The sequence below is a fragment of the Parabacteroides sp. AF39-10AC genome, from assembly GCF_003635405.1.
In the GTDB taxonomy this organism is placed as follows: Bacteria; Bacteroidota; Bacteroidia; order Bacteroidales; family Tannerellaceae; genus Parabacteroides; species Parabacteroides distasonis.
This window is the reverse complement of the sequence record NZ_QTLP01000010.1, coordinates 118,250-144,824: the sequence shown is the minus strand read 5'-3', so window position 1 is coordinate 144,824 and position 26,575 is coordinate 118,250. Positions and strand designations below refer to the sequence as shown.

General features: G+C 45.3%; 21 protein-coding genes. 12 read left to right on the top strand and 9 right to left on the bottom strand.

Annotated elements, in window-relative coordinates; all coding sequences use genetic code 11:
- Position 1: 1 nt before the first annotated feature.
- A complete protein-coding gene (locus tag DW033_RS11210) occupies positions 2–2,176 on the bottom strand; it encodes a S9 family peptidase (RefSeq protein WP_009275624.1) in 2,175 nt (724 codons plus the stop codon).
- Positions 2,177–2,256: 80 nt separating this feature from the next.
- Here DW033_RS11210 and DW033_RS11205 point away from each other — a divergent pair, with 80 nt between their 5' ends.
- On the top strand, positions 2,257–3,183 hold the full coding sequence (locus DW033_RS11205) for a TIGR01212 family radical SAM protein (protein WP_009275623.1): 927 nt from the start codon (positions 2,257–2,259) through the stop codon (positions 3,181–3,183).
- Here the strand turns inward: DW033_RS11205 and DW033_RS11200 are convergent.
- From DW033_RS11200 to DW033_RS11190, 3 genes are all read right to left on the bottom strand, one after another.
- Complete coding sequence (locus DW033_RS11200) at positions 3,169–3,663, bottom strand: DUF4251 domain-containing protein (protein ID WP_009275622.1); 495 nt, start codon at positions 3,661–3,663, stop codon at positions 3,169–3,171. The genes DW033_RS11205 and DW033_RS11200 overlap by 15 nt on opposite strands.
- Before the next feature lie 114 nt (positions 3,664–3,777).
- A complete protein-coding gene (locus DW033_RS11195; RefSeq protein WP_009275621.1) occupies positions 3,778–4,752 on the bottom strand; it encodes a S9 family peptidase in 975 nt (324 codons plus the stop codon).
- A 19-nt stretch (positions 4,753–4,771) separates the two neighbouring features.
- Positions 4,772–5,107, bottom strand: a complete 336-nt coding sequence (locus DW033_RS11190; RefSeq protein ID WP_122382754.1) for a DUF6565 domain-containing protein — start codon at positions 5,105–5,107, stop codon at positions 4,772–4,774.
- A gap of 122 nt (positions 5,108–5,229) precedes the next feature.
- Here DW033_RS11190 and DW033_RS11185 point away from each other — a divergent pair, with 122 nt between their 5' ends.
- Entirely contained in the window at positions 5,230–7,908 is a 2,679-nt protein-coding gene (locus tag DW033_RS11185) for a calcium-translocating P-type ATPase, PMCA-type (protein ID WP_122144596.1), read from the top strand.
- A gap of 154 nt (positions 7,909–8,062) precedes the next feature.
- Complete coding sequence (locus DW033_RS11180) at positions 8,063–8,650, top strand: hypothetical protein (protein ID WP_009275619.1); 588 nt, start codon at positions 8,063–8,065, stop codon at positions 8,648–8,650.
- A gap of 5 nt (positions 8,651–8,655) precedes the next feature.
- On the opposite strand, the gene DW033_RS11175 is transcribed toward DW033_RS11180, so the two are convergent.
- Both DW033_RS11175 and DW033_RS11170 read right to left on the bottom strand, forming a co-directional pair.
- The gene (locus tag DW033_RS11175) at positions 8,656–10,770 is read right to left on the bottom strand and encodes an outer membrane beta-barrel protein (RefSeq protein WP_057326343.1); all 2,115 of its coding nucleotides are present in this window, start codon (positions 10,768–10,770) and stop codon (positions 8,656–8,658) included.
- A 365-nt stretch (positions 10,771–11,135) separates the two neighbouring features.
- Entirely contained in the window at positions 11,136–11,651 is a 516-nt protein-coding gene (locus DW033_RS11170; protein WP_057326332.1) for an FKBP-type peptidyl-prolyl cis-trans isomerase, read from the bottom strand.
- Between the two features lie 129 nt (positions 11,652–11,780).
- On the opposite strand from DW033_RS11170, the gene DW033_RS11165 reads away from it, so the two are divergent.
- The 3 genes from DW033_RS11165 to DW033_RS11155 all read left to right on the top strand — a co-directional run bounded on the left by DW033_RS11165 (position 11,781) and on the right by DW033_RS11155 (position 16,599).
- Complete coding sequence (locus tag DW033_RS11165; RefSeq protein ID WP_057326331.1) at positions 11,781–14,015, top strand: S9 family peptidase; 2,235 nt, start codon at positions 11,781–11,783, stop codon at positions 14,013–14,015.
- A 15-nt stretch (positions 14,016–14,030) separates the two neighbouring features.
- Positions 14,031–15,890 (top strand): mechanosensitive ion channel family protein, encoded by a 1,860-nt coding sequence (locus tag DW033_RS11160; protein WP_057326330.1) that lies wholly within the window; start codon positions 14,031–14,033, stop codon positions 15,888–15,890.
- Between the two features lie 100 nt (positions 15,891–15,990).
- Positions 15,991–16,599 carry a copper resistance protein NlpE gene (locus DW033_RS11155; protein ID WP_121961013.1) on the top strand — a complete coding sequence of 203 codons (609 nt, stop codon included), beginning with the start codon at positions 15,991–15,993 and terminating at the stop codon, positions 16,597–16,599.
- A 105-nt stretch (positions 16,600–16,704) separates the two neighbouring features.
- On the opposite strand, the gene DW033_RS11150 is transcribed toward DW033_RS11155, so the two are convergent.
- Positions 16,705–17,922: an aminopeptidase C gene (locus tag DW033_RS11150; RefSeq protein ID WP_057326329.1), complete on the bottom strand. Its 1,218-nt coding sequence runs from the start codon at positions 17,920–17,922 to the stop codon at positions 16,705–16,707.
- A 155-nt stretch (positions 17,923–18,077) separates the two neighbouring features.
- Between DW033_RS11150 and proC the strand changes: the two genes are divergently transcribed.
- Positions 18,078–18,881, top strand: coding sequence for a pyrroline-5-carboxylate reductase (proC, locus tag DW033_RS11145; protein ID WP_048927532.1), 804 nt, complete (start codon positions 18,078–18,080; stop codon positions 18,879–18,881).
- A gap of 62 nt (positions 18,882–18,943) precedes the next feature.
- On the opposite strand, the gene DW033_RS11140 is transcribed toward proC, so the two are convergent.
- Positions 18,944–20,131 (bottom strand): proline dehydrogenase family protein, encoded by a 1,188-nt coding sequence (locus tag DW033_RS11140; RefSeq protein ID WP_048927531.1) that lies wholly within the window; start codon positions 20,129–20,131, stop codon positions 18,944–18,946.
- Between the two features lie 90 nt (positions 20,132–20,221).
- Positions 20,222–21,853, bottom strand: coding sequence for an L-glutamate gamma-semialdehyde dehydrogenase (pruA, locus tag DW033_RS11135; RefSeq protein WP_005854238.1), 1,632 nt, complete (start codon positions 21,851–21,853; stop codon positions 20,222–20,224).
- A 216-nt stretch (positions 21,854–22,069) separates the two neighbouring features.
- Here pruA and DW033_RS11130 point away from each other — a divergent pair, with 216 nt between their 5' ends.
- From DW033_RS11130 to proB, 5 genes are all read left to right on the top strand, one after another.
- The gene (locus DW033_RS11130) at positions 22,070–22,258 is read left to right on the top strand and encodes a ferredoxin (protein WP_005854237.1); all 189 of its coding nucleotides are present in this window, start codon (positions 22,070–22,072) and stop codon (positions 22,256–22,258) included.
- A 168-nt stretch (positions 22,259–22,426) separates the two neighbouring features.
- A complete protein-coding gene (locus DW033_RS11125) occupies positions 22,427–23,080 on the top strand; it encodes a DUF1349 domain-containing protein (RefSeq protein ID WP_005854236.1) in 654 nt (217 codons plus the stop codon).
- Between the two features lie 183 nt (positions 23,081–23,263).
- A complete protein-coding gene (locus tag DW033_RS11120; protein ID WP_005854235.1) occupies positions 23,264–23,818 on the top strand; it encodes a helix-turn-helix domain-containing protein in 555 nt (184 codons plus the stop codon).
- A gap of 12 nt (positions 23,819–23,830) precedes the next feature.
- Entirely contained in the window at positions 23,831–25,486 is a 1,656-nt protein-coding gene (locus DW033_RS11115; protein WP_057326328.1) for an AMP-binding protein, read from the top strand.
- A 15-nt stretch (positions 25,487–25,501) separates the two neighbouring features.
- Positions 25,502–26,575: a glutamate 5-kinase gene (gene proB, locus DW033_RS11110; protein WP_005854230.1), complete on the top strand. Its 1,074-nt coding sequence runs from the start codon at positions 25,502–25,504 to the stop codon at positions 26,573–26,575.

The window sequence follows — 26,575 nt, the reverse complement described above, 5'->3', positions numbered from 1 at the left end:
CTTACAAATTATTGAATAAATAATTAGCCATCTTCGTATACAAATGGTAACGGGTATTACCACCGTATATGCTATGATTCCGATCTTTATAAACATGCATATCGAACTGCTTACCCGCTTGAACCAAAGCCTCGGCATATTCCATTGTTTGCATAAAATGAACATTATCATCGGCGGTTCCATGAACCAGCAATAACTTGCCTTGCAAGTCTTTCACCCGGCGTAACGGAGAGGTAGCCGCATAGCCCTCGAAATTCTCTTGCGGGGTACGCATGAAACGCTCCGTATAAACGGAGTCATAATATTTCCAGTCCGTCGGAGGAGCCACGGCGATACCCACCTTAAACGTTCCGTTTCCGGTACTCAAGGCCATCAACGTGTTATAACCTCCGAAACTCCAACCCCAGATCGCAATACGATCCTTATCGATATAAGGTAACTTGCCCAACGCTTGCGCAGCCTCCACTTGGTCTCTGGATTCCAGCTCGCCCATTCTCAAATAAGTACATTTACGGAATGCCTCACCACGGGCACCGGTTCCACGACCATCCACACATACCACGATAATACCATTTGAGGCCAGATATTGCTCCCAATCGAAACCGTATTGATCCAATACTTGCTGGGAGTTAGGACCACTATATTGCGTCATCATCACCGGATATTTCTTCGACGGGTCAAAATCAGCGGGTTTTACGATCCAAGCGTTGAACTCATAATCCGAAGCCGTATGTACCTTCATAAATTCCTTCTTAGCAAAAACATATTCCTTCAGCTTACTCTTCAACGCGGCGTTATCTTGCAGAACACGTAGTTCCTTTTTGGTCTTCGTCTCATTCACCGTAATCTTCGCCGGGGTATTCGCATTGGAATAGGTATTCACGAAATAAGCGAAATTGTCACTAAAGACCGCCTTATTCATACCCTCTTCCGTAGAGAGTTTTGTCTTCACGCCTTTAGCGTCGATCTTATAGATAGAACGGCGGATCGGGCTTTCTTCGGCAGACTCGTAATAGAAAGTCTTCGTATTCTCATCCACGCCCAAGAACTTCGTGACATCCCAGTTCCCTTGAGTTACCTGACGTTGCATAACACCTGTCGGGGAATACAAATAAATATGGGAATAGCCATCTTGTTCACTCACATAGGTAAACCCATTGTTCAAGAACTGGATGGAAGTCAACCAATCAGAATCCACGTAGCATTTATTTTCCTCACGCAAGATCAAACGGAACACACCGCTCTTCGGATTTGCATAATACATATTGAATACATTCTGCTGGCGGTTCAATGTCATGATAGCCAACTGATCCGGATTCTGCGTGAAAGTAATGCGGGGAATATAGAAGTCACCTTCTACCGGGACCTTCATCTCCTTCGTGTCTTTGGTGACTACGCTATAAGAATGTACGGAAACCTTTGAATTCTTCTGCCCGGCCTTCGGATATTTATATTCGTAATACCCCGGATAAAGTCCCTCACCATACATCTGCATAGAATATTCGGGCACCTCGGACTCGTCAAAACGGACAAAGGCCAGATACTCGCTATCCGGAGACCACGCCATTAGATTTGTCACCGCAAATTCTTCCTCATACACCCAATCCGTGATGCCATTCAATATCTTATTCAACTCACCGTCCTTGGTGACTTGTACCTCCGTGTCGAAATCAAACTTACGTATCCAAATATTATTATCCCGTACATAAGCGCACATACGACCATCCGGCGAGAAAGTCGGGATCATTTGCTTACCCTTGGCATCGGAAATAGGCTTCACATAATTACGACGCACGTCATAATCATAAACCACCGCCTTAGTAGAGCGACGATAAATAGACTCCGTATCCCTCCAAACCAAGATATGATGCCCGGTACTGCTGATTGTATATCCATCAAAATCCGTAAAGGTACATTCACGAGCTTTACGGGCATTAAACAATGTATCCACAGGATTTCCCGTACGATAGGAATATTTAATGATCATACTCTTATCGGCGTTCATGGCTGTGTAGTGTTCTCCATCCGGCAAGGATCGCATCTCTCCGATAGCCGTCACTTGACGAAATTTCCCATCGGTTATTTCTTTTAAGTCAACATGCTTGCTTCCGGTTTGTGCGGCCACACTTCCGAATACGGCCAACGAAAGCAATAAACTAAAACCTAATCGTTTCATTTATACTCTTTATTTCAGATTGAAACGCGAAGTTAGCATAAAAAAGTGATTCAAATTGCGAGAAATCGTATCTTTGTCTTATGAAAAAAACTAAACGATATTATGAATTTGGGGATTTTCTACGGGATCTATTCAAATTCAAGGTTCAGAAGATTTCCATAAACGCAGGCTTCACCTGCCCGAACCGAGACGGGTCTAAAGGATGGGGCGGTTGCACCTATTGTAATAACCAAACATTCAGTCCAGAATACTGTCATACGGAGAAAAGCGTTACCGAGCAATTAGAGGAAGGCGTACGTTTTTTTTCCCGCAAATATCCGGATATGCGGTATCTGGCCTACTTCCAAGCCTACACAAATACATACGACCGATTAGACTCTCTTATTCGCAAATATGAGGAAGCGCTTGCCTATCCTGGAGTGGAAGGATTGATTGTCGGCACTCGTCCGGACTGTATGCCGGAAGGTTTATTGGATTATTTTGCGGAGCTTTCCCAGCGAAAATTCGTCATGATTGAATATGGATTGGAAAGTACGCTTGATAAGACCTTAGTCCGCATAAACAGAGGGCATACCCATGAAGAATCGGAATCCGCTATCCGTCGTACGGCGGCAAAAGGTATTTACACCGGGGCACACCTGATACTCGGACTACCGGGAGAAAGTAGGGATGAAATATTACACCATGCGGATGTCTTATCACGCCTCCCGATCACGACACTTAAACTGCACCAATTGCAGCTAATCAAGAATACCCGCATGGCGAAAGAGTTCAAGGAAGATCCTTCTGATTTCCATTTATATACGGCTGATGAATATATCGAATTAGTGATTGACTTCATTGAACGACTGAACCCCTCTATCGTAGTAGAGAGGTTCGTATCACAATCCCCCAAAGAGCTACTGATCGCACCGGATTGGGGTTTAAAGAATTTCGAATTTACCGCTAAGGTAAATAAGCGGATCGAGGAAAGAGATACACGGCAAGGACGACTATTTCAAGTCTAAGGCGACATCACCATAAAAGGTAATAGCCTGTTTATTCACGGGTGTCACATTGATTGTCACCGAGCCATTCGGATAGACTTCCACCCGAAACATGTATACATCCTCTTTGGTCTTTACACGGAACTTGATTTCGGAACTACCTTTCTTTTCAGAGGTTTGCTCCTTCTCTGTCGCCACTTCTTTAAACGTCAAGCCCTCTCCACCACCATAAGGAGCAGAGTAAGCACGTCCAAAGTAAGGAAGATAAGACAGGATCGAGTCACCATGTATTTCCAATGAGTAGGGGGAAGTAAGATTGACGGATCTCCCGGCCATCGGTACGGCACGATCCACATCGATCTTAATACAACCGCTATCCACGATCTCCCTCACTACTTTCTCTTTTTGCTCCTTCCGCTCTTGCTTACTTTGAGCAAAAAGGGATTGCCCTGCACAAAAAAGGACAATCCCTAAAAATCCAACTAACCTTGTTAATCTCATAACCTTAATAAACTAAACACACTATTAATCACTCTATATAGTAAAGACAATCCTTCGGGTGAATAGTTTAATCTAAAAAGGTCAAATTAAGGCTGTTTATATTTCATTATTATATTAACGCAAATTATCCAAGATATAATCCTGTACGGTAAAATCTTTCCGTACGATCGTATCACCGGGAACACGTTCGTCTGTCGTGATCGCTAAATTCTCATCGCCTAAGACTTGACGGCTCAAGAAGCTCATGATATCGTATTGGTTCCGGGACATAGGAAGCCCAGAGATCTCATGCCCCGCATTCTCTACCTTATAAAAATAATAGGAAGCTTGAAGATTTTCCAGACTTTTCGCTACAGCGGATGATCCCCATAAACCGCCGAGGTTCTCCATAGCGGCTTGTTCAAAAGGAACGGTTTTATCCGCATCGCCATGGAATAGCATAATCGGACAAGGCATCTTTTCCCAATGTGGAGGAAGCACACCAGAGACCGCACCGGCATATGAGATCACACCGGCATAGTTGAAACCTGTCGGTAGCCTTTTCGCCAACTCATGTCCGTTACATAAATCATACTCTGCCTGCAATACCGTAATCGCCCCGGCACTTGAACCGCTCGCTACGATCTGCTCCACATCGATGTTCCAATCCGAGCTTTGGTTAATCACGAAACCGGTAGCATCATAAAAATCCTCTACCGCCGTATCGATCGCATGCTGCAAGGCTGCGATAAAGTCCATCGGAGAAGAGACTTTAGAAGGATCCAGATTCTTCAAGGTGGTACGATAATCCGTAGAAACGACCACAAATCCGTTTCGGGCGAGGAACTCGAAATAGGGAATATATCCTTTATCCGCCTTATCTCCCCCTTTAAACCCACCGCCAAAAGCAAAAATCATCACAGGCTTTTTTGAGGCGGGCGATATAGAAGGCAACTCATACTTGTCCAAGGACAATGTATCTGTCCCTTTTATAGAGAATACGAAATTCTCTTTTTGAACATCCACATTCGCCACAGGTTTAGGCTGCGTACAGGCGAACGAACAGACGATCCATAAAGCAAATAGCGAATACACCCAATTTCTGTTCATCTTATTTTCGTATTAGAGGTTATTTTGTTCCTTCCTTCAAACCATCCAAGAACTTATCCACTTTTTTGGCAGCGTCTTTCACGCCCGCTTTCATTTTCAATCCAGCGTATGTCGCTTGCAATTTAATGATCTCCGCTTTCTCATCAGCGTTTAACTCTTCCTCGAACTTGGCGTAAAGATCCGTGGATAGATCCGAGAATTTCAGATCCGCCTTCTTCCAGTCCTTATCGGTATAATCAGCGGCCTCCATTTCCACCTTATCTACAAAATCACTAAACTCCTTCACATATGAATCCTTTGATTGGCAGGCGCTCAAAGCGAACATAGCCAATAACATGAATAGTACTTTCTTCATCTTTTAATTAAAAATTAATTTGTTATACAACACAAATATATGCAAAAAGGTTAAACCCTTGTATATGTCGTATAACTTTACGTAATTTGCTATCCTATTTTCTTAATCAGATTAATAAATTTATGGAGAAAAAACATCAGTACCGAGGATTAACCAAACAAGAAGTAGAAGAGAGCAGGCGCCTTCACGGCGAGAATGTACTTACCCCGCCCAAGAAAGCTTCGTTATGGAGCCAATTCTTGGAGAAATTCGAAGATCCTATTATTCGTATATTATTAGTGGCATGGCTCTTGTCCATGATAATCGCTGGCGTACATTGCTGGGGACCTGAGGCGAAAGGTTTTACGGCCTTCTTGGAGCCGATCGGCATTTTCTTCGCAATCATGCTTGCCAGTTGCGTGGGCTTTTTCTTCGAGGTGAAAGCGAACAAGGCATTCGATATCTTGAATACAGTCAATGATGATATTTTAGTGAAGGTAATCCGTGACGGGAATATCTGCCAAATACCGAAAAAAGAGGTCGTCGTAGGCGATATCGTTGTTTTGGAGACAGGTGAGGAAATTCCCGCAGATGGACATTTGCTTGAAGCCATCTCCCTACAGATCAACGAATCCACACTAACCGGTGAACCGATTATCAGCAAGACTACAAACGAGGCGGATTTCGATACGGAAGCGACTTATCCGTCCAATGTAGTCATGCGAGGAACGACGGTCGTGGACGGACATGGCGTAATGCAAGTAGAAAAGGTGGGTGACGCTACCGGATACGGTAAGGTCTACGAAGGCTCGCAAATCGAGAGCGATGTAGAGACTCCTTTACAAATACAGTTGAAAGGCTTGGCTAGCGTGATCAGTAAAGCCGGATATACGATCGCCGGGGTGACGTTCATCGCCTTGACCGTAAAATTCCTTTTATCGGATAGTTTCCCCGGGATGCCGGCGATGGACATCATCGCCCATATCCTCAACTACTTTATGGTAGCGGTTACGTTGATCGTGGTATCCGTTCCGGAAGGATTACCGATGAGTGTCACGTTAAGTTTGGCCCTCAGCATGAACCGTATGTTGAAGACGAATAATCTTGTCCGCAAAATGCACGCCTGTGAGACCATGGGAGCGACTACCGTAATTTGTACGGACAAGACCGGAACGTTGACGCAGAACCAAATGCAAGTCTACCAAACGAATTTCTACAACCTGAAAGACCAAAAGCTTGGGGAGGATGAGTTAAGTAACCTGATCAAAGAAGGTATCTCCACGAACTCCACGGCATTCCTCGATTTCTCGGAAGAAAAGGTAAAAACCCTTGGAAACCCGACGGAGGCCGCCCTTTTACTCTGGTTGAACGGACAACACCAAAATTATCTGGAATTAAGAGAGAACGCTACGATCCTAGATCAATTGACCTTCTCTACGGAACGGAAATATATGGCTACAATCGTACAATCACCGTTACTCGGCAAGAAGGTACTTTACGTGAAAGGTGCTCCCGAAATCGTACTGGCCAACAGTAACCGGGTGGCGATAGACGGAACTTACAAACCGGTGGCGGAATGTAAAGCCGGCATCGAAAAACAATTATTGGATTACCAGAACCAAGCGATGCGTACGCTTGGCTTCGCTTACCAGATAATTGAGGATGGAATGGATGAGACCTTCTTCGTTGAGGGTCGTTTACATGATACGGATTTAACGTACCTAGGTATCGTCGCTATCTCCGATCCGGTACGTGCGGATGTGCCCCCCGCTGTTCAAAGTTGCTTGGACGCAGGTATCGACGTGAAGATCGTCACCGGAGATACACCGGGTACGGCTAAAGAAATCGGACGACAGATCGGTACGTGGAAAGCGAATGATACCGACCGGAACATTATCACGGGTCCCGCATTCGAGGCGCTTAGCGACCAAGAGGCCTTGGATCGTGTCTTAGACTTGAAGATCATGTGCCGTGCCCGTCCTACGGACAAACAGCGTTTGGTACAATTATTACAGCAGAAAGGCGCCGTGGTAGCGGTTACCGGCGACGGGACAAACGATGCCCCCGCCTTGAAAGCGGCACAAGTAGGCCTCTCCATGGGTGACGGTACTTCAGTTGCCAAGGAAGCCAGCGACATTACGATTATCGACAACTCGTTCAGTAGCATTACCCGTGCGGTGATGTGGGGACGTTCCTTGTACCGGAATATCCAGAAATTCTTGTTATTCCAATTGACCATCAATGTAGCCGCTTGTTTGATCGTGCTATTGGGTTCTTTATTAGGTACGGAATCTCCTTTGACTATCACGCAGATGTTATGGGTAAACTTGATCATGGATACATTCGCTGCCGGGGCGTTGGCCTCTCTCCCACCGAATGAGCGAGTGATGAAAGATAAACCTCGCCGGAGCGGTAAGGATGGAGATTTCATTATCACCCGCCCGATGGCCTATAATATTTTCGGCGTCGGATTCGCTTTTGTCGTAATCTTGATGGGCTTGTTGTTCTATTTCCATGCGCAAGACGGTTTAACGCCGCACGATTTATCGTGGTTCTTCAGCTTCTTCGTGATGCTACAGTTCTGGAATATGTTTAACGCAAAGGCATTTATGGAAGGACGTTCCGCTTTTGCCAATTTAAAGGATAGTAAAAGCTTCTTGCTGGTCGCTTTACTGATTTTGATTGGTCAATACTTAATCGTCACTTTTGGAGGCGAGATGTTCAGCGTAATACCTTTGCCCTTGGAAGATTGGGCGATCATTATCGGATCTTCCTCTCTGGTTTTATGGATCGGTGAGTTATTCCGGTTATTCAAAAGATAAATATATATTGTCCAACTTATAGGGACGGGGCGTGCCCCGTCCCTACAACCGGAAATAGTGTACCCGTATGATATATTAAAACCAACCTAGCTATAAATAGCTATTTCCTTATCCCGCTTCGTGTCTTAACTTCACACCTCAAATTATTTAAATCATGAAACATCTATTAGAATTAGCGAAAAGAAACCAAGATAGAGCTTGGGAAGTGATCCGGCAAACCGACATTATAAATATATGGAAATCCGTCGGGGCGGAAATAAACCTAGTAGGCTCCTTGAATATGGGACTACTCATGAAACATAAGGATATCGACTTTCATATTTACACTTCTCCTTTCCGTATATCCGACAGCTTCCTAGCGATGGCCCGACTAGCGGAGAACCCGCTCATTAAACGGATCGAATACGGAAATTCGCTCGATACGGAAGAACAATGCGTAGAGTGGCACGCATGGTTCCAAGACCCGGATAACGAACTCTGGCAAATTGATATGATCCATATCGTAAAAGGTTCCCGTTATGACGGTTATTTCGAGAAAATGGCCGAACGTATAACCGCCGTACTGACTGACGAGACCCGGCAGGCCATCTTAAAACTGAAATATGAGACACCGGATACAGCGAAAATCATGGGCGTGGAATATTACCAAGCAGTCATTCAAGACGGCGTGCGTACGTATGCGGAATTAGAGGACTGGAAAAAACAACATCCAGTCACAGGCGTTATCGAATGGATTCCATAAGAACTTTATTGACCAAACCGTGAAGAATCGATCTCTTTCTTATTCTTCCGGTTCATCTTGCCCAATGTATACTTTAAGGTGAGCGATACAGAACGAGTATCCGAATAGATCGTCATATCACTCTTCTGGCTGGGATAATCAATATGCGTTTTCGCACGTAAGCCCTTTAATAAGTCCTCACCTCGTAGCATTACGCTTAATTTTTTCGGTATCGGGTTCCAGACAAGCCCTGCCGATACATTATAAATACCATCCACATCATAGATACCTTGTATCGAAGGCGCACTATAGCGAGCGTTAACTTCTAACGATAAGTTCTTTTTCCTTGATAAAGTAAACGTATTGAACAACATCAACTGCCCGAACAACTTTTTCCGATCAAACGAAATATCGATAAACACTCCCTCATCTTGAATCAAGAAGCCCGATGCCACGAACCGTGAGCTAACCACCCCACCGATCCGAAACGGGATAACTGCCATCGCCCCGAAAGTATTATGCTTATCGAAATTAACCGATTGGTAATAGGCTCTCAACGCTTTCGTATCTTGATAATACAATTGGCGAATATAATTCACATGATGATTGGCGAATAGTCCAAAAACATATTTCTTTTTCAAGATATAATTAGCCCTAGCCATATAAATACGTTCCGGTTCCAAATAAGGATTTCCCCGTACCTGACTATACACATTCAAATAAGAAACATTCGAGCTCATGACCCAATACGCCGGATACTTCTTATCGCTGGAGAAATTGACTTGAAGCATATTCGATGGATCGATCGTATAACTCAAGTTCAATTGTGGATAGAGATTTACCCCAGACCATAAGGTCCATTTCCGGCCCGCCGAATCAATCACCGCCTTATTATACTCCGCCGAAAGAGAAGCGCTCAACACCAGTTTCTTGCCAAAACGCTTAGAGAAACCGGCATACAATCCCGCCGTATACTCTTTTTCTTTTTGGGCAAACGTAGCTGACAGATCCTCCTGTTTATCTTGGTAGGTAAAGGAGCTATTATCCGTAAAGGATAACTGCACATTCGTGCCTACGTTAATTTTCCATCCTTTTCCTAATACCCGTTCGTAGTTAACGAATACATTCGCCAAATGGATATTTTGCCGGGAGGTAGCCTCCACCTCTTGTTTCGTATCGGGATAATCCGAGATCATATATTGATCCCTGCGATCCTTATAATAGGTATAATCCACCCCTGCGTTCAAGTTCTTGGAATGTGCATAATTCAACCGTACATTTTGAAGATTCTTCGGGCCCGATAACTTATTATTACTTTCCGCATTCTCAATACCCACAAATAGAGTGTTCGAATATCGTTTGGAATTAGAATCCGTTATCTTGGCATAATAAGAAATATCCACCTCACGCCCCTTATCCATAAACCAACTGGCACTTGCCCCAATCGTATGGTTCATGGAACGACCTACCGCCGTATTTTCTTGCAGGATCTCATAAGGACGATCCTTCACGATAGGATAGGCGTTCATATCCTCGGTTGAACGGGAATGGTTATAATTAGCGGAATAAGATAGATCCAGACTATATTTCTTTTTGGAGTAAGATAAATTCACTAACCCGGTTGGCGAGAAGTAGAAAGCTTGCTTTCCGGTCAAAGAGATATCGGCACTTAAATCCTCATTCACTTTCTTCTCCATAATGATATTTATACTACCTCCTTTTACGCCATATTTTGGAGGAGAGCTATACAAAAGCTCTATACTCTTTACTTTGCTGGCCGAGTTAGATTTCAGAAGCTCTACAATCTGGGACAATGACATTGAGCTTTTACGTCCGTTAATAATAATGTTCGTAGTAGGGACGCCGATGATACTAACGTTGTCCCCTTCTTTCACCAATCCGGGAATCTCTCCTAAAATATCAAATGCAGTATTCACCGGTTTGGCCATGATCAAGTTAGGCACGTCGAAAGATAAGGCATCGTCCGTAACCGTAACCAAAGGACGCTCGGAAGTAACGTAGACATCCGGCAATTTTACCGTAATACTATCTTTCACCAAGATAACAGAATCCTTAGTCTGTGCATTTACAGCGACAAGAATATTCAGAAGCAACAAGAAAGGAACAATGGCAGTCTTCATAATATCAAGATTATGTTTATAATCCGCCAAATTAAAAAGAAAAAAGGAGATAATCAACGAAACTATCGAATATTTACGAACAAATCGTATACATGTTCAAAATAAAGAAATTACACCACACCTATTTATACTATTAACCCGTTGGCTGAATTAAGCAACCGTGCCAAATCTTATAAAGATAAAAGTCAGATCAAACCGAATAAAAAGTTCTCCCAGTACTATATAAAACCTCCCGCAACCCGATATCTTCTTTATTCGCCGCCGCTGAATGTTCGTTCGGCGGCGACGAATATACATTCAGCGGCGGCGAACGAACATTCAGCGGAGACGGATATAGAAGATAGGCTTATCCATCAAGGTATTATTCATTCTACCTTATCCAAGGTAAAAGTAAAGATTAAAGTAGAACCTCCGGGGATACCGCTATAATCTCCATATCCATAACCTAGCGAAGCCGGGATAATCGCCTCCACGGTCTCATCCAGATGGATATTCAATAAGACACCGCTTAAGCCCGGGATAATGCCGTTCATAGAAAAACTTGATCTATCCAGTTTCTTTTGAAAGACTTTCCCGTCAATATATTTTCCTTCCAGATCAAGCAAATAAACCACTGAGGTTGCGGAAGGTGTCGTTGTCCACTCATTTTCTTTCTGAATGATCCGATATAAGGCAGTATCACCTCCTATAACAACTTGCTTATATTTCAATTCACCGTTCTCGTCTTTCTCCGCTTTCTTCTCCCAGATGTATTCCTTGTTTTTGTTGATATAAGCCAATTGCTCTTCCGAGAATTGAAGCTCATCATCATCCCCACAAGAAGTAAATCCCATCATCATGATCACTACAAGTGACCATACATACATTGAAAGTGCTTTCATTCCGATTTCTATATAAAATTAAACTATGATTATTCTTGATTTCCGAGGCGCGAATATACAAATCCATTTTGTTATATCAACTAACTTTCCGTTCTTTGCATAAATATAGTAGTAACCAACTAATACAACATGAAACTAAACAAATTAATAGCGATCGCCACGATCAGCCTTCTGTCGGGAGGTATAAGCATGGCACAAAAAGCGTTGAATCTTGAGGATATAGTTGCCGGTAACATCATACAAACAAAAGGCATCGGAAGCATGACTTGGCTAAAAGACGGTGAACGTTATAGCCGCTTGGAAAATAATAAGCAAACCGGAGGCACGGATATCGTCGCCTATCGAGCGAAAGATAACTCCCGTGAAGTCATTATCCCCTCATCCCTATTGACGGACAAATCTACCGGAAGGCCTATCCCCGTACGTAGCGTCTCTTGGAGTGCGGATAATGAGAAAATCTTGATTTATAACAATACCCGACGGGTATGGCGTTATGATACACGGGGTGACTATTGGGTATTAAACCTAAAGGACGGCGCTTTACGTCAATTGGGAAAAGGAATGCCGGAATCCTCCATGATGTTCGCTAAATTCTCTCCGGATGGCACACGTGTGGCCTATGTTTCCAACAATAATATATATGTAGAAGATATAGACTCCGGGAAAATCACGCAGCTAACAAAAGACGGAAGCGATACGATTGTCAACGGAACCTTCGATTGGGTATATGAGGAGGAGTTCAGTTGCCGGGATGGTTTCCGCTGGAGCCCGGACGGAAAGCATATCGCCTATTGGCAAAGCGATACGAAAGGAACGGGAGTGTTCGACATTATTAATAATGTAGACTCCATCTACGCAAAGGTAATCCATTTCCCATACCCCAAGGCAGGAACCACCAATTCAGCCGTAAAAGTAGGCTACGTTTCCTCTACCGGCGGGAACACCACTTGGATCGCCATACCCGGAGATCCCCGGAACAACTACCTGCCCCGTATGGAATTCATCCCCGAAAGCGACGAGTTGTTCATACAGCAACTAAACCGCCCGCAGAATACAAATAAGGTATGGATCGCCAAGATATCCGATAACTCGCTGAATAATATCTTCACCGATACGGATGCCGCATGGCTAGACACGAATGATAACATACAATGGTTAAAGGACAACCGCTATTTCACATGGGAAAGCGAGCGTAGTGGCTGGCGGCATTTATACCGGATAAGCCGTGACGGAAAAGAGATACAACCCATCACCAAAGGTGATTTTGATTATATCTCGCCGGTCGGGACCGATCTACAAAAGGGCTGGGTCTATTTCATTGCCTCCCCGGACAATTTCACCCAACGCTACTTGTACCGGGCTAAAGCATTCGGCAATGGAGAAGTGGAGCGTGTAAGCCCCATGGAACAATCCGGACAGCACCGCTACAACATGTCACCCACCGGCAAATGGGCCATACATACGTATAGTAACGCCTCTACCCCATCTGTTATCGACATGGTTTCTTTTCCGAAACATCAATCCGTACGCATGCTTGAGGATAATGCTCAAGCCAAGGACCAATACGCTGCCTTAGGATTAAACCCGAAAGAATTTATCAAGGTCAAGTCCGGCAATCTAACCTTGGACGCATGGATGATAAAACCTGTCGATTTCGACGCATCCAAGAAATACCCGGTTATCATAGAGGTATACGGCGAGCCGGCGAGCGCCACCGTACAAGATGTATGGGGTAACGGAGATTTATGGCAACAATATATGGCGAACCAAGGCTATATCGTGGTGAGTATAGAGAACCGGGGTGCGAATACTCCTCGTGGGCGTGAATGGCGTAAATGTATTTACGGGGAAGTGGGCACTTTCTCCTCCGAGGATCAAAGCAGGGGTATTTTAGATATGGCCCGTCAACATCCGTTTATCGATGCCAGCCGGATCGGCATTACCGGATGGAGCGGCGGCGGCAGTCAAACCTTGAACTGCATGTTCCGTTATCCGAAAGTATTCCATACCGGTATAGCGATCGCTTTTGTCGCTGACCAGCGCCTATACGACACGATCTACCAAGAACGTTACATGAATACTCCGCAGAACAATCCGGAAGGCTACCGCAAAGGTTCCCCGATTACCTATGCCGAGGGACTGGAAGGTAATCTGCTGCTTATTCATGGTACGGGAGATGATAACGTGCATTACCAAAATTGCGAGATGCTGGTGAACAAGTTGATCAAGAACGGAAAGATGTTTACGCAAATCAGTTACCCGATGCGTAGCCATAGCATCAACGAAAGGGAAGGAACGACTCTTCACCTACGTAAGACAATGGCTAAATACTGGCTGGAGCATCTTCCGGCCGGTGGTAAATAGTTAATCCACGATTCGATGAAACAATTTTTATTGCGATTAGTGATCTTGGCAGGAATCAGTTTCCTGCCAACGGTATCCAACGCCCAATTAAGGGAAAAGGCCGAAGAACTATTGTCTACGACATTAGGCAATGATCCGGAGGAACCAGTTACCCCAACCGATACGCTTTCGCTCGATGAGCAACATCGGCAGGATTCCATCAAGATGCAGGAGCTAGCCCTCCAGTTGCAAGAGATGAAACTAAACGAGATCTTACTGAAAGACGAGCTGGAAAGCACGAAAAACAGCAACGCTACCGCCGACTCCCTAAAAAGGGCCGAGCAACGAAACCGTATCGATTCCCTTCGGGCACTGACTCCCGGCGTACCTGTAGTCGTAGAGGGGGATACCTTATTTCACCTTTACGCCAAGCGCGGAGGCCGCACCCCGGTTGACCGGGCTGAGGACATCCTCAATATCATGGTAAAGATCGGGACCTCGCATTCCTTGAAGAAGGATTCCATCTATATCTATGACAGCGAATACGTAACGGATATCATGTACGGAGATAAGGTTATCCTAAGTATCACCGATCAAGATGCCCTATGGCAAAATCTCAGTCGTATAGCCCTCGCAGAACAATATCAACCGATTATCCAAAACAAGATACAAGAGCTAAGGGAGCAACATAGTATCTTGCAGATAGCGAAACGGGTATTATTGTTCATCCTCGTAATTATCATCCAATATTTCCTGTTTAAGCTGACCAACCATCTGTTTAAGAAACTACGCAGGAAAATTATCTGGTTAAAGCAGAACCGACTCAGATCTATTACCATCCGGGATTATGAATTTCTCAACACACATCGCCAAGGACGCGTATTGATGTTTTTCACCAACGTAATACGATGGATCGTGTTACTAATCCAATTAACCATCAGTGTACCGATCCTTTTCGCTATCTTCCCGCAAACAGAAGATCTAGCCTTGAAGATATTCTCCTACTTGTTGGAGCCGGTAAAGATGATCTTTAAATCGGTAGCTTCCTATATTCCGAACTTGTTTATCATCTTGGTGATCTATTACTGTATCAAATACATCGTAAAAGGAATCCAATACATAGCCAACGAGATAGAGAGCGAGAACCTGAAAATATCAGGTTTTTACCCGGATTGGGCGCAACCGACGTTTAATATCATCCGTTTCCTGCTATACGCCTTTATGATCGCCATGATCTATCCTTATCTGCCGGGATCGGACTCGGGGGTATTTCAAGGCATATCCGTATTTGTCGGTTTGATCATATCGTTGGGTTCCAGTACGGTGATCGGAAATATCATCGCAGGGCTGGTCATTACTTATATGAGGCCCTTTAAATTGGGTGACCGTATCCAACTAAACGAGACGACTGGCAACGTGATCGAGAAGACTCCGTTTGTCACCCGTTTACGTACCCCTAAGAATGAGGTAGTGACCATCCCGAACTCCTTTATCATGTCCTCCCATACAACAAATTATAGCGTATCCGCACGGCAATACGGATTAATCATCCACAGCACGGTTACGATCGGCTACGACGTACCTTGGCGGCAAGTTCATCAATTATTGATCAATGCCGCCCGCCAGACCACCGGGGTATTGCCAGAGCCGAAGCCTTTCGTATTGGAGACCGAACTAAGCGATTACTATCCCTGTTATCAAATCAACGCTTATATAAAGGACGCCGATAAACTCGGGGATATCTATTCCGACCTGCATCAAAACATACAGGACGTATTCAATGAGGCTGGCGTAGAGATCATGTCACCGCACTATTTCGCCGGACGAGACGGAAGCGCTTCCACGATCCCGGCCTCTCCCTATCCGGATGACAGGGTAGAGCCTTCAAAGAAATAAATATTTCACGGTAAATAGTTAAAAATGATCCCTCACGAAACAAATCGTGGGGGATTTTATGTTATATGTCCAAACGTCACTAATAAAATAAATAATGGTAATGAAAAAGTATTTTATCGCAGTAGCGGCTATGGCATTTTTGGCCGCATGTAGCGGGAAACAAGCCCAAAAGGATGTTCCCGTAGAAGTAGAGGAAGAAGAATTCGCCATAATGTCGGCGGCTCCGGACGCTCCGTCTCTGCCACTGATCCATTCTGTTAAGGCGACTCAACCGGCAAAACCCGTGAATATGAGAGATTCCTTGAAGGCTGATCCTAAAAAGGGACCGGTTATCCAAAAAAAGTATAAGGGAACCCTGACTTCTCCGGATAGCGTGAATGTAGATTATGACTTAACCTTGTATTATCAACAAGATAACGCAGACGAGGAAGGCGTATTCGAGTTGGATGCTCTTTATACCGTACCGGAAGCAGTAGCCTCAAGCACCGGAGCGGCGAAGAAAGCTCCTCAGAAAGCCATTACAACCGGTAAACAAAAAGTAAAGCACGGAGCTCCCGATGACGTTAGCGCAGTAATCTACGAGTTGATTCCTAGTGATGGCGAACCCGTCATTTATTTCCTAGTAGAAGGGGATAACTTGACCTTGATGAACGACACGTTGCAAAAAGCGGCGGCAGATCTTAACTACACACTAAAACTTGTTCAATAATATAGGCAGCACATCTTTGTATATATAGATCACCCCGATAGTCTTACCGGATCGCCGGAAGCTATCGGGGTTTAGTTTTTATTTAAACCATCCTTAGCGGACCGATTATTTGATACCTAACTTGGCTTTGATCGCTTTAGGCAGGGCATCTTTATGAACCACGATATTCATGGTCTTATAACGGACAAATGCTTTGGAAGCATACCAAATACCGTTATACTTGTTGTTGGTTCCCCACGAGTTCTTCACCATATAATACTCGTTACCTTCTTGATCTTTGGCGATACCGTAGATCTGCATACCATGGTCGTCGGTCGTCTCATAATTATCATAAGCCAACTGGCGCTCTGCTTGCGTACACCATTTCTGAGGTTGCGGTTTTGTGTTCAGCTTCTTTTCCTCCGGTTTCAATTTCAACCAATGAGCCATATCGGAACCGCTCAACTCCTGTACCTTCTCATCATCAGGCATAACGGCCACTCCGTCACGAGTAAAACCAGATTCGCTCACATCGGAACCCCAAGCGATCGTATAACCCGTATTAATCGCATTATCAAAGACCTCCATAAACTCATCCAGCGGCAAGTTATACGACATACCGTGACGCCAGTTATCCTGAATCTCTAGCGGGAACTGGGTATAGAACGGATGATGCGTATAAGAAGTCAATGAGACATAATCCGAAGCCTTCAAACCTGTAGACTCGAAGAAAGATTTCGGTGTATATTCCTTCCCTTTATACGTGAATTTCTCAGGAGGAACCCCCAAGTAGATCTGATGTACCGCAGCGACCGCCTTCTTCCATAACATGGCGTTATTCTCATCAGACTGCAATTTGCGTAACTTTCCCTTGGCGATAGCGGCCACCATAGCGTCCGTCAAGGCGGAAAGCTCGGTATGGTTACTCAACGTATCGGAATACATCACGCCCGGGCGCATCTCCTCTTCCGGAACCAAGCCGAATGTTTCCATTCCATAAAGCGCATCATAGAAAGATCCACCTTGCGAGAACGAAACATCCCCATGCGTACGCACAGCAGCGTCGGCACGATCCAGATAGGTGTTATATACCGTAAACATCTCGGATAAGTCATACTCGCCCTTTCCCATACGAAGCAACTCCGACTCCAAGAAAGAGTACGAGGAGTAGCACCAGCACGTACCCGCACGATTTTGGTTCTTAACAGATGTAATGGGGTTCTCTTTCACGGTCGTGAACACGAATCCCTCCTCACTCTCCTTCTTCTCCGTGTCTTGCGCTTGGATCGTAGCGGACATAGCCAGAGCGAATAGCATGCTTGAAACTAGAATTGTCTTTTTCATGTAATTTTATATATTTATATTAGTATTAAGTCCGTATCGACCGCAAATGTAAGTTTTTTATCCGTAGCTAACTCTACAAAGTCGTACGTATTTGAGATATTTTATCTAAGTTTGCCTCTTCAGAAAACATAATAATATAACTAATTATCTGCAAAATGAGAATATCTATTATCGGTTCGGGTAATATCGGTGGAGCGATCGCCCGAGGTTTAGCGAAAGGAACCATGTTCAAAGCCTCTGATATCACTTGTACCGCCCAATCGGACGAGACCTTGGAGAAGATGAGAAAGATCGATCCGGACTTTATCTTGACCCATGATAACGTGGAAGCGGCACGAAACGCTGATATCATCATCATCGCCGTTAAACCTTGGCGTGTGGAAATGATTATAGATGAGATTAAGTCGGTGCTCGACTTCGAGAGACAAATGATCGTATCCGTAGCGGCTGGCGTGACTTTCGACCTGTTGAATACTTATTTGACCAAGAATACGGACTTCGATTGTCTGGCTACTCCCACCATCTTCCGGATCATGCCCAATACGGCTATCGAGGTGATGAGCAGCATGACTTTCGTCTCCGCCCGCAATGCCTCCAAGGAGCAGACGGACCTAATCATCCGGATTTTCAACGAGCTGGGTAACGCCATGCTGGTAGAAGAGCGGTTGATGGCCGCAGGAACGGCATTGGCCTCCAGTGGCATTGCTTTCGCCTTGCGTTATATCCGTGCGGCGATAGAAGGCGGCGTGGAATTGGGTTTCTATCCGAAACAGGCGCAAGAGATCGTGGCGCATACCGTGAAAGGTGCCGTTGATTTATTGATCGAGAATAAAAGTAACCCGGAGATGGAAATCGATAAGGTAACGACTCCGGGCGGAATCACGATCAAGGGTCTAAATGAGATGGAACTTTCCGGTTTTACCTCTTCCGTGATCCGGGGACTGAAGGCCAGTAAATAAAAATAGGCAGACAAAGTAGTTTGCCAGCACCAATACGCCCCGAAATATGCTGACAAACTACTTTACCTGCCCTCGGCGGGTTTATGTTCTTTCCGCCTAGCCATTTCCATCTCCAACATCCGGAGTTCCCGGCTGGTCTGCCCCGCAACAGAAGTATTCTCTTCCGCACGCCGGATCAAATACGGCAGTACATCCCTTACCGAGGCGTACGGTACGTATTTGGTTACGTTATATCCCGCATGGGCTAAATTGAAGGAAATATTATCGCTCATTCCCAATAGCTGCGCAAAGAAAACACGGGAGTCATCGCGGGCGATCCCCTTCTCGTCCATCAATTTCGCCAACTTATAATTACTCTCCTCATTATGAGTTCCCATAAACATCTCAAAACGATCTAAATGATCCATGGTGAAACGGACCGCCGCATCATAATTCTCGTCCGTGGCCTGCTTATCTTTACAAATCGGATCGGGATAATCCAACGCCGCCGCACGGGCACGCTCCGCTTCCATATAAGCCCCGCGCACGAATTTCACGCCCGCAATATAACCTTTCGCCACGGCGTCATCGTAGATACGACGCAGATAAGGCATCCGGTCATGACGATACATTTGCAAGGTAGCGAATACGATCGCACGTTTCTTGTTGAACTTACGCATCGCCTCATCGGTCAACGCATCAATGGCATCTTGGAAACAATAATCCTCCGCATCCACTAAAATACGTACGTCGTTATCGTAAGCCCGTTGGCAAAGCGCCATAAAACGCTCGCGGAACTCGCGAAAATGCCGGACATCGTCTATCGTAAGCTCTTCCCGTTTCTCGGAAGCTTTGGCCAGTAACTCATCGGTCGTGATCGTGGATGGTTTGAATACGGCATAGGCCAGATTCGTATTTCCTTTCGCAAAATCTATCGAGCGCAAGGTTTCCTCGAAAGTCGCCTGTATGCCCTCCGGGGTCTGCTCGCTCTCCGCCGAATAATCGAGCGTCGATTTCACGTTGTATTTCATCAAGTGGTTGATGGCAGCGGAACAGTCTTGTAAAGTTTCTCCCCCAACGAACTGTTTATATAAGGTAGGCTTCACCGCCCAAGCCAGCGGGAAATGTATTTTCAAGGCTATACTCGTGGCTACTTTAGCGCATTTTACCAACCAAGGATATTTTATCGTATTAAAAAGCCAGTAAGCATTTTGTAGTTCTCCCCGCGACTTCGACGAGAAAGCGATCTCGGTATTGTTAAAGTCTAACATATTGTATGTAGATAAAGGTAACGTCATAGCGTAGAGACGGGGCACGCCCCGTCTCCCCCACAATCAGTTGGTATTTCTTAATTATGACAATTATTTCTCACCTAAGAACGGATACCCGTAGCTCGTCGGAGGAACCAAGCATTCCTTGATACAACGAGGATTCGTCCAACGAATCAAGTTCAACGGGCCACCGGCCTTGTCATTCGTTCCAGACGCACGGGAACCGCCGAACGGTTGCTGGGCGATCACGGCGCCGGTCGGTTTATCATTGATATAGAAATTACCGGCCGAATAGCGCAAGGTATTGAATGCCTTATCAATCGCATAGCGATCACGGGCGAAAATAGAACCCGTCAATCCGTACGGAGAAGTTCGATCACAAAGTTCCAAAGTCTCCTCATATTTAGCGTCGTCATATACGTAGATCGTAATCACCGGCCCGAAGATTTCCTCTACCATGCTCTTGAACATCGGGTCCGTGGTCTGGATAACCGTTGGCTCCACGAAATAACCAACCGATTTGTCCCCGTTACCACCAAAAAGAACCTCCGCGTCCGGAGACTGTTTCGCATAATCGATATAACTCATGATGTTATCGAACGAAGCCTCATCGATCACGGCATTGACAAAGTTCGTGAAATCCTGCACGTCACCCATCTTGATCTCTTTCAGCATATCGCCCACGTAATCTTTCACCTCTTTCCAGAGAGAAGCCGGGATATAGGCCCGAGAACCCGCCGAGCACTTCTGCCCTTGATACTCGAACGCACCGCGTACGATAGCGGTAGCCACATCCAACGCCGGAGCGGAAGGATGAGCGAAGATAAAGTTCTTGCCACCTGTCTCGCCTACGATTTTTGGATAAGATTTATAATGCCCCAAGTTCTCTCCGATCTGACGCCATAAGGTATTGAACGTAGAGGTAGAGCCTGTAAAATGGAATCCTGCCAAATCACGGCTACCCGTAATCACCTTACCGATCACGCTACCCTGTCCCGGGATGAAATTCACTACGCCATCGGGCAAACCGGCCTCTTGGAAAACCTTCATCAAGAAATAGTTCGAATGGATCGCCGTAGTAGACGGTTTCCATACCGCCACGTTACCCATCATAGCCGGAGCCATATTCAGGTTGGAAGCGATCGACGTAAAGTTAAACGGCGTGAGCGAGAACACGAAACCTTCCAAGGCTCGGTATTCCATACGATTCAATATACCCGTCTCGGAATAGGGTTGATCGGCATATACTTGACTAGCGTAGAAGGTACTGAAACGCAAGAAATCGATCAATTCGCAGGGAGCGTCGATCTCCGCTTGGAACGGATTCTTGCTCTGTCCCAACATAACCGAAGCGTTCAGGATATAACGATATTTCGTAGCCAACAACTCAGCTACACGAAGCATAATAGACGCACGTTCCACCCATGGAAGTTCTGACCATTCCTTATGCGCTTTCATGGCGGCGTCGATAGCCATTTGTACTTCTTTCTCGCCCGCCTTATGATAAGTAGCCAATACATGATGATGATCATGAGGCATAACGACCTTACCGGTATTACCCGTACGGATCTCTTTTCCGCCAATTACCAGAGGAATATCCCATTCCTCGGAACTTATCTGCGCTAACGCTTTCTTTAAGGATGCTTTTTCACTTGATCCGGGAGCATACGCTTTTACCGGCTCATTAATGGGTTTAGGAAATCTAAAAATAGCATTATCCATAATACTTCAGATTTTTTAAATGGTTATTCAATGAAACTTTCTGCTGTAAACGTAGCAAATTTATTTTAAAACAGTGGCGTATAAACGTTAATATATATCAACCAAAGATAAGCTCATTCCACGGTCTATACAATGATCTAAAAGGCCTCTCCCGAAAACAATCCGCGAAAGTTGTTTGTTACATTAACATATTAATCATCTTAAAGGAATAAAATTATGGCAATTAAAAGAGTTTGGATTGAGGAGGATTGCATCGCTTGCGGTACATGCGAGGGCATTTGCCCGGAAGTATTCACAGTTACAGATCGCTCACGTGTAAACGAAGGAGTTAATTTCGATGATTTCGAGGCGGGTATTAAAGAGGCTGCCGAAAGCTGTCCGGTCGAGGTTATCAAATACGAATAGACAAAAACACATTAACCCTTACTTTTCCTTCCTAGATAAAATCTCAGAATCATTGCGCAATCTATAATAACACGTTACCTTTGCCAGAGGTAAGGTTAATAACATTAACCTCTTACGGGAATAGAAAGAATCGAAATAAGAAATAAGAAATAAGAAATAAGAAGTAAAATGAGAAAATTAGTGTTACTGAGTTTTGTTATTGTCGCCTCTTTGCAATTTTGCGGGGCGCAATCATTGGATAAGATGCAATGGTTCAACGAGCCGGAGCAATGGGAGATTAAAGACAAGTCGCTTTCCATGCAGGTCACTCCCCAAAGTGACTATTGGAGGATTTCCCATTACGGGTTTACGGTAGATGACGCTCCTTTTTATTATGCTACTTATGGGGGTGAATTCGAAGTGAAAGTCAAGATAACCGGCGATTACAAGCAGCGTTTTGACCAAGCCGGCCTGATGCTTCGTATCAATCATGAAAATTATATAAAAGCCGGTATAGAGTTCGTGGATGGTAAATACAACCTAAGCGCGGTCGTTACGCATAAGACCTCCGACTGGAGCGTTATCACCTTAGACAAAGCGATCCCTTATGTATGGATAAAAGCAGTCCGGAGATTGGACGCCGTGGAGATCTTCTACTCATTCGATGATAAGGAATACACCCTTATGCGTAACGCTTGGCTACAAGACAATATCCCCGTACAAGTCGGGTTTATGGCCGCTTGTCCCGACGGGAAAGGATTTAATGTGACATTCGAGCATTTCAAGGTAAAACACCTCCCGGATCAGCGCCGGTTAGAATGGCTGAAGAAAAATGCTGAATAAGTATTAGATGCTTATCTTTCAGACGCAGATGACACGGATTTGCTATTCTTATCCGTATTATCTGCGTCATTTGTATTAAAAACAAGCCATACCTGTTAATTAGAAAAGAAAACAAGGGCTTTCACCTTCTTTTTGCTTTTTATTCCTATCTTTGGAGCGACATAATACAATAACTTCAGCAAAATGAACGAACAGATACAACAAATCGCGGAGCGTCTGGCCGGATTACGGGACGCACTGGAGATTACGCCGGAAGAAATGGCAAAGGTCTGCAACCTCACGACTGAGCAATATTTGCTGCTGGAAAGCGGCACGGTTGATATTTCCGTTAGCGTATTGCACCAGATCTCACAGGCTTATGGCGTAGAATTAACCACGTTGATGTTTGGCGACGAGCCTAAAATGAGTACGTACTTTATTACTCGTAACGGAAAAGGTGTTGCCGTAGAGCGTACGAAAGCCTATAAGTACCAATCATTGGCCGCCGGTTTCGTCGGACGTAAAGCGGACCCCTTCTTGGTAACCGTACATCCCAAACCAGAGGATGAGCCGATGTATCTCAATTCCCATCCGGGGCAAGAATACAATATGGTATTAAAAGGACGTCTGTTACTACAGATCAACAATAAAGATCTTATCTTAGAAGAAGGTGATAGTATTTATTTTAACTCAGAGCTTCCTCACGGTATGAAAGCGCTGGATGGGGAAAAGGTCAGTTTTTTGGCCGTCATTTTATAAACGATCAACAGCATGTTAGAAAGATTTATAGATAAAACGACGTTTGAGTCGCAAGAGGATTTTATTAAAAACTTCAAGATCAAGGTTCCGGAGAACTTCAACTTCGGATATGATGTGGTAGACGCTTGGGCAGAGGAAGAACCGGATAAGAAAGCGTTATGTTGGACAAACGATCATGGAGAGCATATTGATTTTACGTTTGCCGACTTGAAACGGTATACGGACCAGACAGCTTCTTATTTCCAATCCTTGGGGATCGGACACGGCGATATGGTGATGCTGATACTCAAACGCCGTTATGAATTCTGGTTCTCTATCATCGCATTGCATAAATTAGGGGCTGTCGTGATACCGGCTACACACTTACTGACCAAGAAAGATATCGTTTATCGTGCGAATGCCGCCGATATCAAGATGATCGTTTGCGCCGGAGAGAAAGTGATAACGAAACATATCATAGAGGCTTTGCCGGACTCACCGACCGTAAAAAGTGTCGTATCCGTAGGGCCGGAAATACCGGAAGGTTTCGAGGATTTCCAACAGGGTATCCAAAACGCCGCTCCTTTCGTCCGCCCGTCTCACCCAAATAGCAATGACGATATCTCTTTGATGTATTTCACCTCCGGTACGACTGGAAACCCCAAGATGGTGGCCCACGACTTTACGTATCCGCTGGGGCATATCGTGACTGGTAGTTTCTGGCACAACTTGCATAAAGACAGCCTTCACCTGACGATCGCAGATACAGGCTGGGGCAAGGCGGTTTGGGGTAAGCTATATGGGCAATGGATCGCCGGAGCGACCGTATTTGTTTACGACCACGAGAAATTCACGCCTGCTGATATGTTGCAGATGATACAGGATTACCGGATCACCTCGCTTTGCGCTCCTCCTACGATCTTCCGTTTCTTAATTCGTGAGGATATGACTAAATACGATTTATCATCCTTACAATATTGTACGATCGCCGGCGAGGCTTTGAATCCTGCCGTATTCGATATGTTCTATAAACTGACCGGCATTAAATTGATGGAAGGCTTCGGCCAGACAGAGACTACTCTGACAGTCGCCACTTTCCCGTGGATGGAGCCGAAACCGGGCTCTATGGGTGTTCCCAACCCGCAGTACGATGTCGATTTATTGCGTCCGGACGGAAGCCGTGCGGAGGATGGCGAGCAAGGACAGATCGTGATCCACACAACAAATGGCAAGCCTATCGGGTTATTCAAGGAATATTACCGGGACGCAGAACGTACCCGGGAAGCTTGGCACGATGGCCTGTATTACACGGGAGACGTGGCTTGGCGTGACGAGGATGGTTACTTATGGTTCGTTGGCCGCGCGGACGACGTGATCAAGAGTTCCGGCTATCGTATCGGGCCGTTCGAGGTGGAAAGTGCCTTGATGACCCACCCGGCGGTAGTGGAATGTGCTATCACCGGTGTCCCCGACGAGATCCGCGGACAGGTAGTAAAGGCCACGATCGTATTGGCGAAGGATTATAAGGATAAAGCGGGTGATGCCTTGATCAAAGAATTGCAAAATCACGTGAAACGTGTCACCGCTCCTTACAAATATCCCCGTGTTGTCGAATTCGTGGACGAACTGCCGAAAACAATCAGCGGAAAGATCCGACGGGTAGAGATCCGGGATAAAGATAATAAATAATAAATCATAACTTTCTTGAAAAGGATCGCTGTAAAAATAGGAAGTAATGTCCTGACCCGCAAGGATGGGACGCTAGATATCACCCGCATGTCCGCGTTGGTTGACCAAGTAGCGGACTTGCATCGGCAAGGTATGGAGATCGTCTTGATCTCCTCCGGTGCCGTGGCTTCCGGACGAAGCGAGATAAAGGCCGGCAAAAAGCTGGATCCCGTATCAGCCCGGCAACTGTATTCGGCGGTAGGACAGGCCAAGTTGATCAACCGGTATTACGAGTTATTCCGGGAGCATGGCATGACTTGCGGGCAAGTGCTTACTACAAAAGAGAATTTCGGGAGTCGTACGCATTACCTAAACCAGAAGCATTGCATGGAGGTAATGCTTGAAAACAAGGTGATCCCCATCGTGAATGAGAATGATACGATATCCGTAACCGAGCTGATGTTCACGGATAATGATGAGTTATCCGGCTTGATCGCTACGATGATGGGAATGGATGCCTTGGTGATTCTTAGTAATATAGACGGGATTTACAATGGAAATCCGTCGGACCCGGATAGTTCCGTGATCCGGGAAATCGAATGTGGGAAAACAGATTTGTCGGAATATGTACAGACTAGCAAATCATCCTTTGGACGGGGAGGTATGTTGACGAAATGTCATATCGCCCAAAAAGTGGCAGACGAAGGTATTGCGGTTATCATCGCCAACGGCAAAAAGGATAATATCCTTCCGATGTTATTGGCGGTGGATAGCGACACGGTCTGCACCCGTTTCATTCCGGCCTCGAAACCCGTCAGCAGCGTAAAGAAATGGATCGCCCACTCCGAGGGTTTCGCCAAAGGGGAAATACATATCAATAAAGGAGCCGAGGAGGCATTGACCGCCCCGAAAGCGACTAGCGTATTATTGGTTGGAGTAACCCGCATCGAGGGTGATTTCGAAAAAGATGATATCGTAAAGATAATGAATGAGGAAGGCGTGCAAATCGGCGTAGGCTGTACCGCCTATGACAGCGAGGAAGCACGTAAGCAAATAGGGCAACGGGATTTAAAACCGCTTATACATTATGATTATCTATATTTGGATTAA

Excerpts from the sequence above, each read along its gene's own strand:
- DW033_RS11165 (WP_057326331.1), top strand. The coding sequence starts at position 11,781 with ATGAAACTAAACAAATTAATAGCGATCGCCACGATCAGCCTTCTGTCG.
- DW033_RS11190 (WP_122382754.1), bottom strand. The coding sequence starts at position 5,107 with ATGAAGAAAGTACTATTCATGTTATTGGCTATGTTCGCTTTGAGCGCC.
- DW033_RS11205 (WP_009275623.1), top strand. The coding sequence starts at position 2,257 with ATGAAAAAAACTAAACGATATTATGAATTTGGGGATTTTCTACGGGAT.
- proC (WP_048927532.1), top strand. The coding sequence starts at position 18,078 with ATGAGAATATCTATTATCGGTTCGGGTAATATCGGTGGAGCGATCGCC.
- DW033_RS11210 (WP_009275624.1), bottom strand. The coding sequence starts at position 2,176 with ATGAAACGATTAGGTTTTAGTTTATTGCTTTCGTTGGCCGTATTCGGA.
- DW033_RS11195 (WP_009275621.1), bottom strand. The coding sequence starts at position 4,752 with ATGAACAGAAATTGGGTGTATTCGCTATTTGCTTTATGGATCGTCTGT.
- DW033_RS11120 (WP_005854235.1), top strand. The coding sequence starts at position 23,264 with ATGAACGAACAGATACAACAAATCGCGGAGCGTCTGGCCGGATTACGG.
- DW033_RS11155 (WP_121961013.1), top strand. The coding sequence starts at position 15,991 with ATGAAAAAGTATTTTATCGCAGTAGCGGCTATGGCATTTTTGGCCGCA.
- DW033_RS11125 (WP_005854236.1), top strand. The coding sequence starts at position 22,427 with ATGAGAAAATTAGTGTTACTGAGTTTTGTTATTGTCGCCTCTTTGCAA.
- DW033_RS11200 (WP_009275622.1), bottom strand. The coding sequence starts at position 3,663 with ATGAGATTAACAAGGTTAGTTGGATTTTTAGGGATTGTCCTTTTTTGT.
- DW033_RS11115 (WP_057326328.1), top strand. The coding sequence starts at position 23,831 with ATGTTAGAAAGATTTATAGATAAAACGACGTTTGAGTCGCAAGAGGAT.
- DW033_RS11150 (WP_057326329.1), bottom strand. The coding sequence starts at position 17,922 with ATGAAAAAGACAATTCTAGTTTCAAGCATGCTATTCGCTCTGGCTATG.
- DW033_RS11170 (WP_057326332.1), bottom strand. The coding sequence starts at position 11,651 with ATGAAAGCACTTTCAATGTATGTATGGTCACTTGTAGTGATCATGATG.
- DW033_RS11175 (WP_057326343.1), bottom strand. The coding sequence starts at position 10,770 with ATGAAGACTGCCATTGTTCCTTTCTTGTTGCTTCTGAATATTCTTGTC.
- DW033_RS11140 (WP_048927531.1), bottom strand. The coding sequence starts at position 20,131 with ATGTTAGACTTTAACAATACCGAGATCGCTTTCTCGTCGAAGTCGCGG.
- DW033_RS11160 (WP_057326330.1), top strand. The coding sequence starts at position 14,031 with ATGAAACAATTTTTATTGCGATTAGTGATCTTGGCAGGAATCAGTTTC.
- DW033_RS11185 (WP_122144596.1), top strand. The coding sequence starts at position 5,230 with ATGGAGAAAAAACATCAGTACCGAGGATTAACCAAACAAGAAGTAGAA.
- pruA (WP_005854238.1), bottom strand. The coding sequence starts at position 21,853 with ATGGATAATGCTATTTTTAGATTTCCTAAACCCATTAATGAGCCGGTA.
- DW033_RS11130 (WP_005854237.1), top strand. The coding sequence starts at position 22,070 with ATGGCAATTAAAAGAGTTTGGATTGAGGAGGATTGCATCGCTTGCGGT.
- DW033_RS11180 (WP_009275619.1), top strand. The coding sequence starts at position 8,063 with ATGAAACATCTATTAGAATTAGCGAAAAGAAACCAAGATAGAGCTTGG.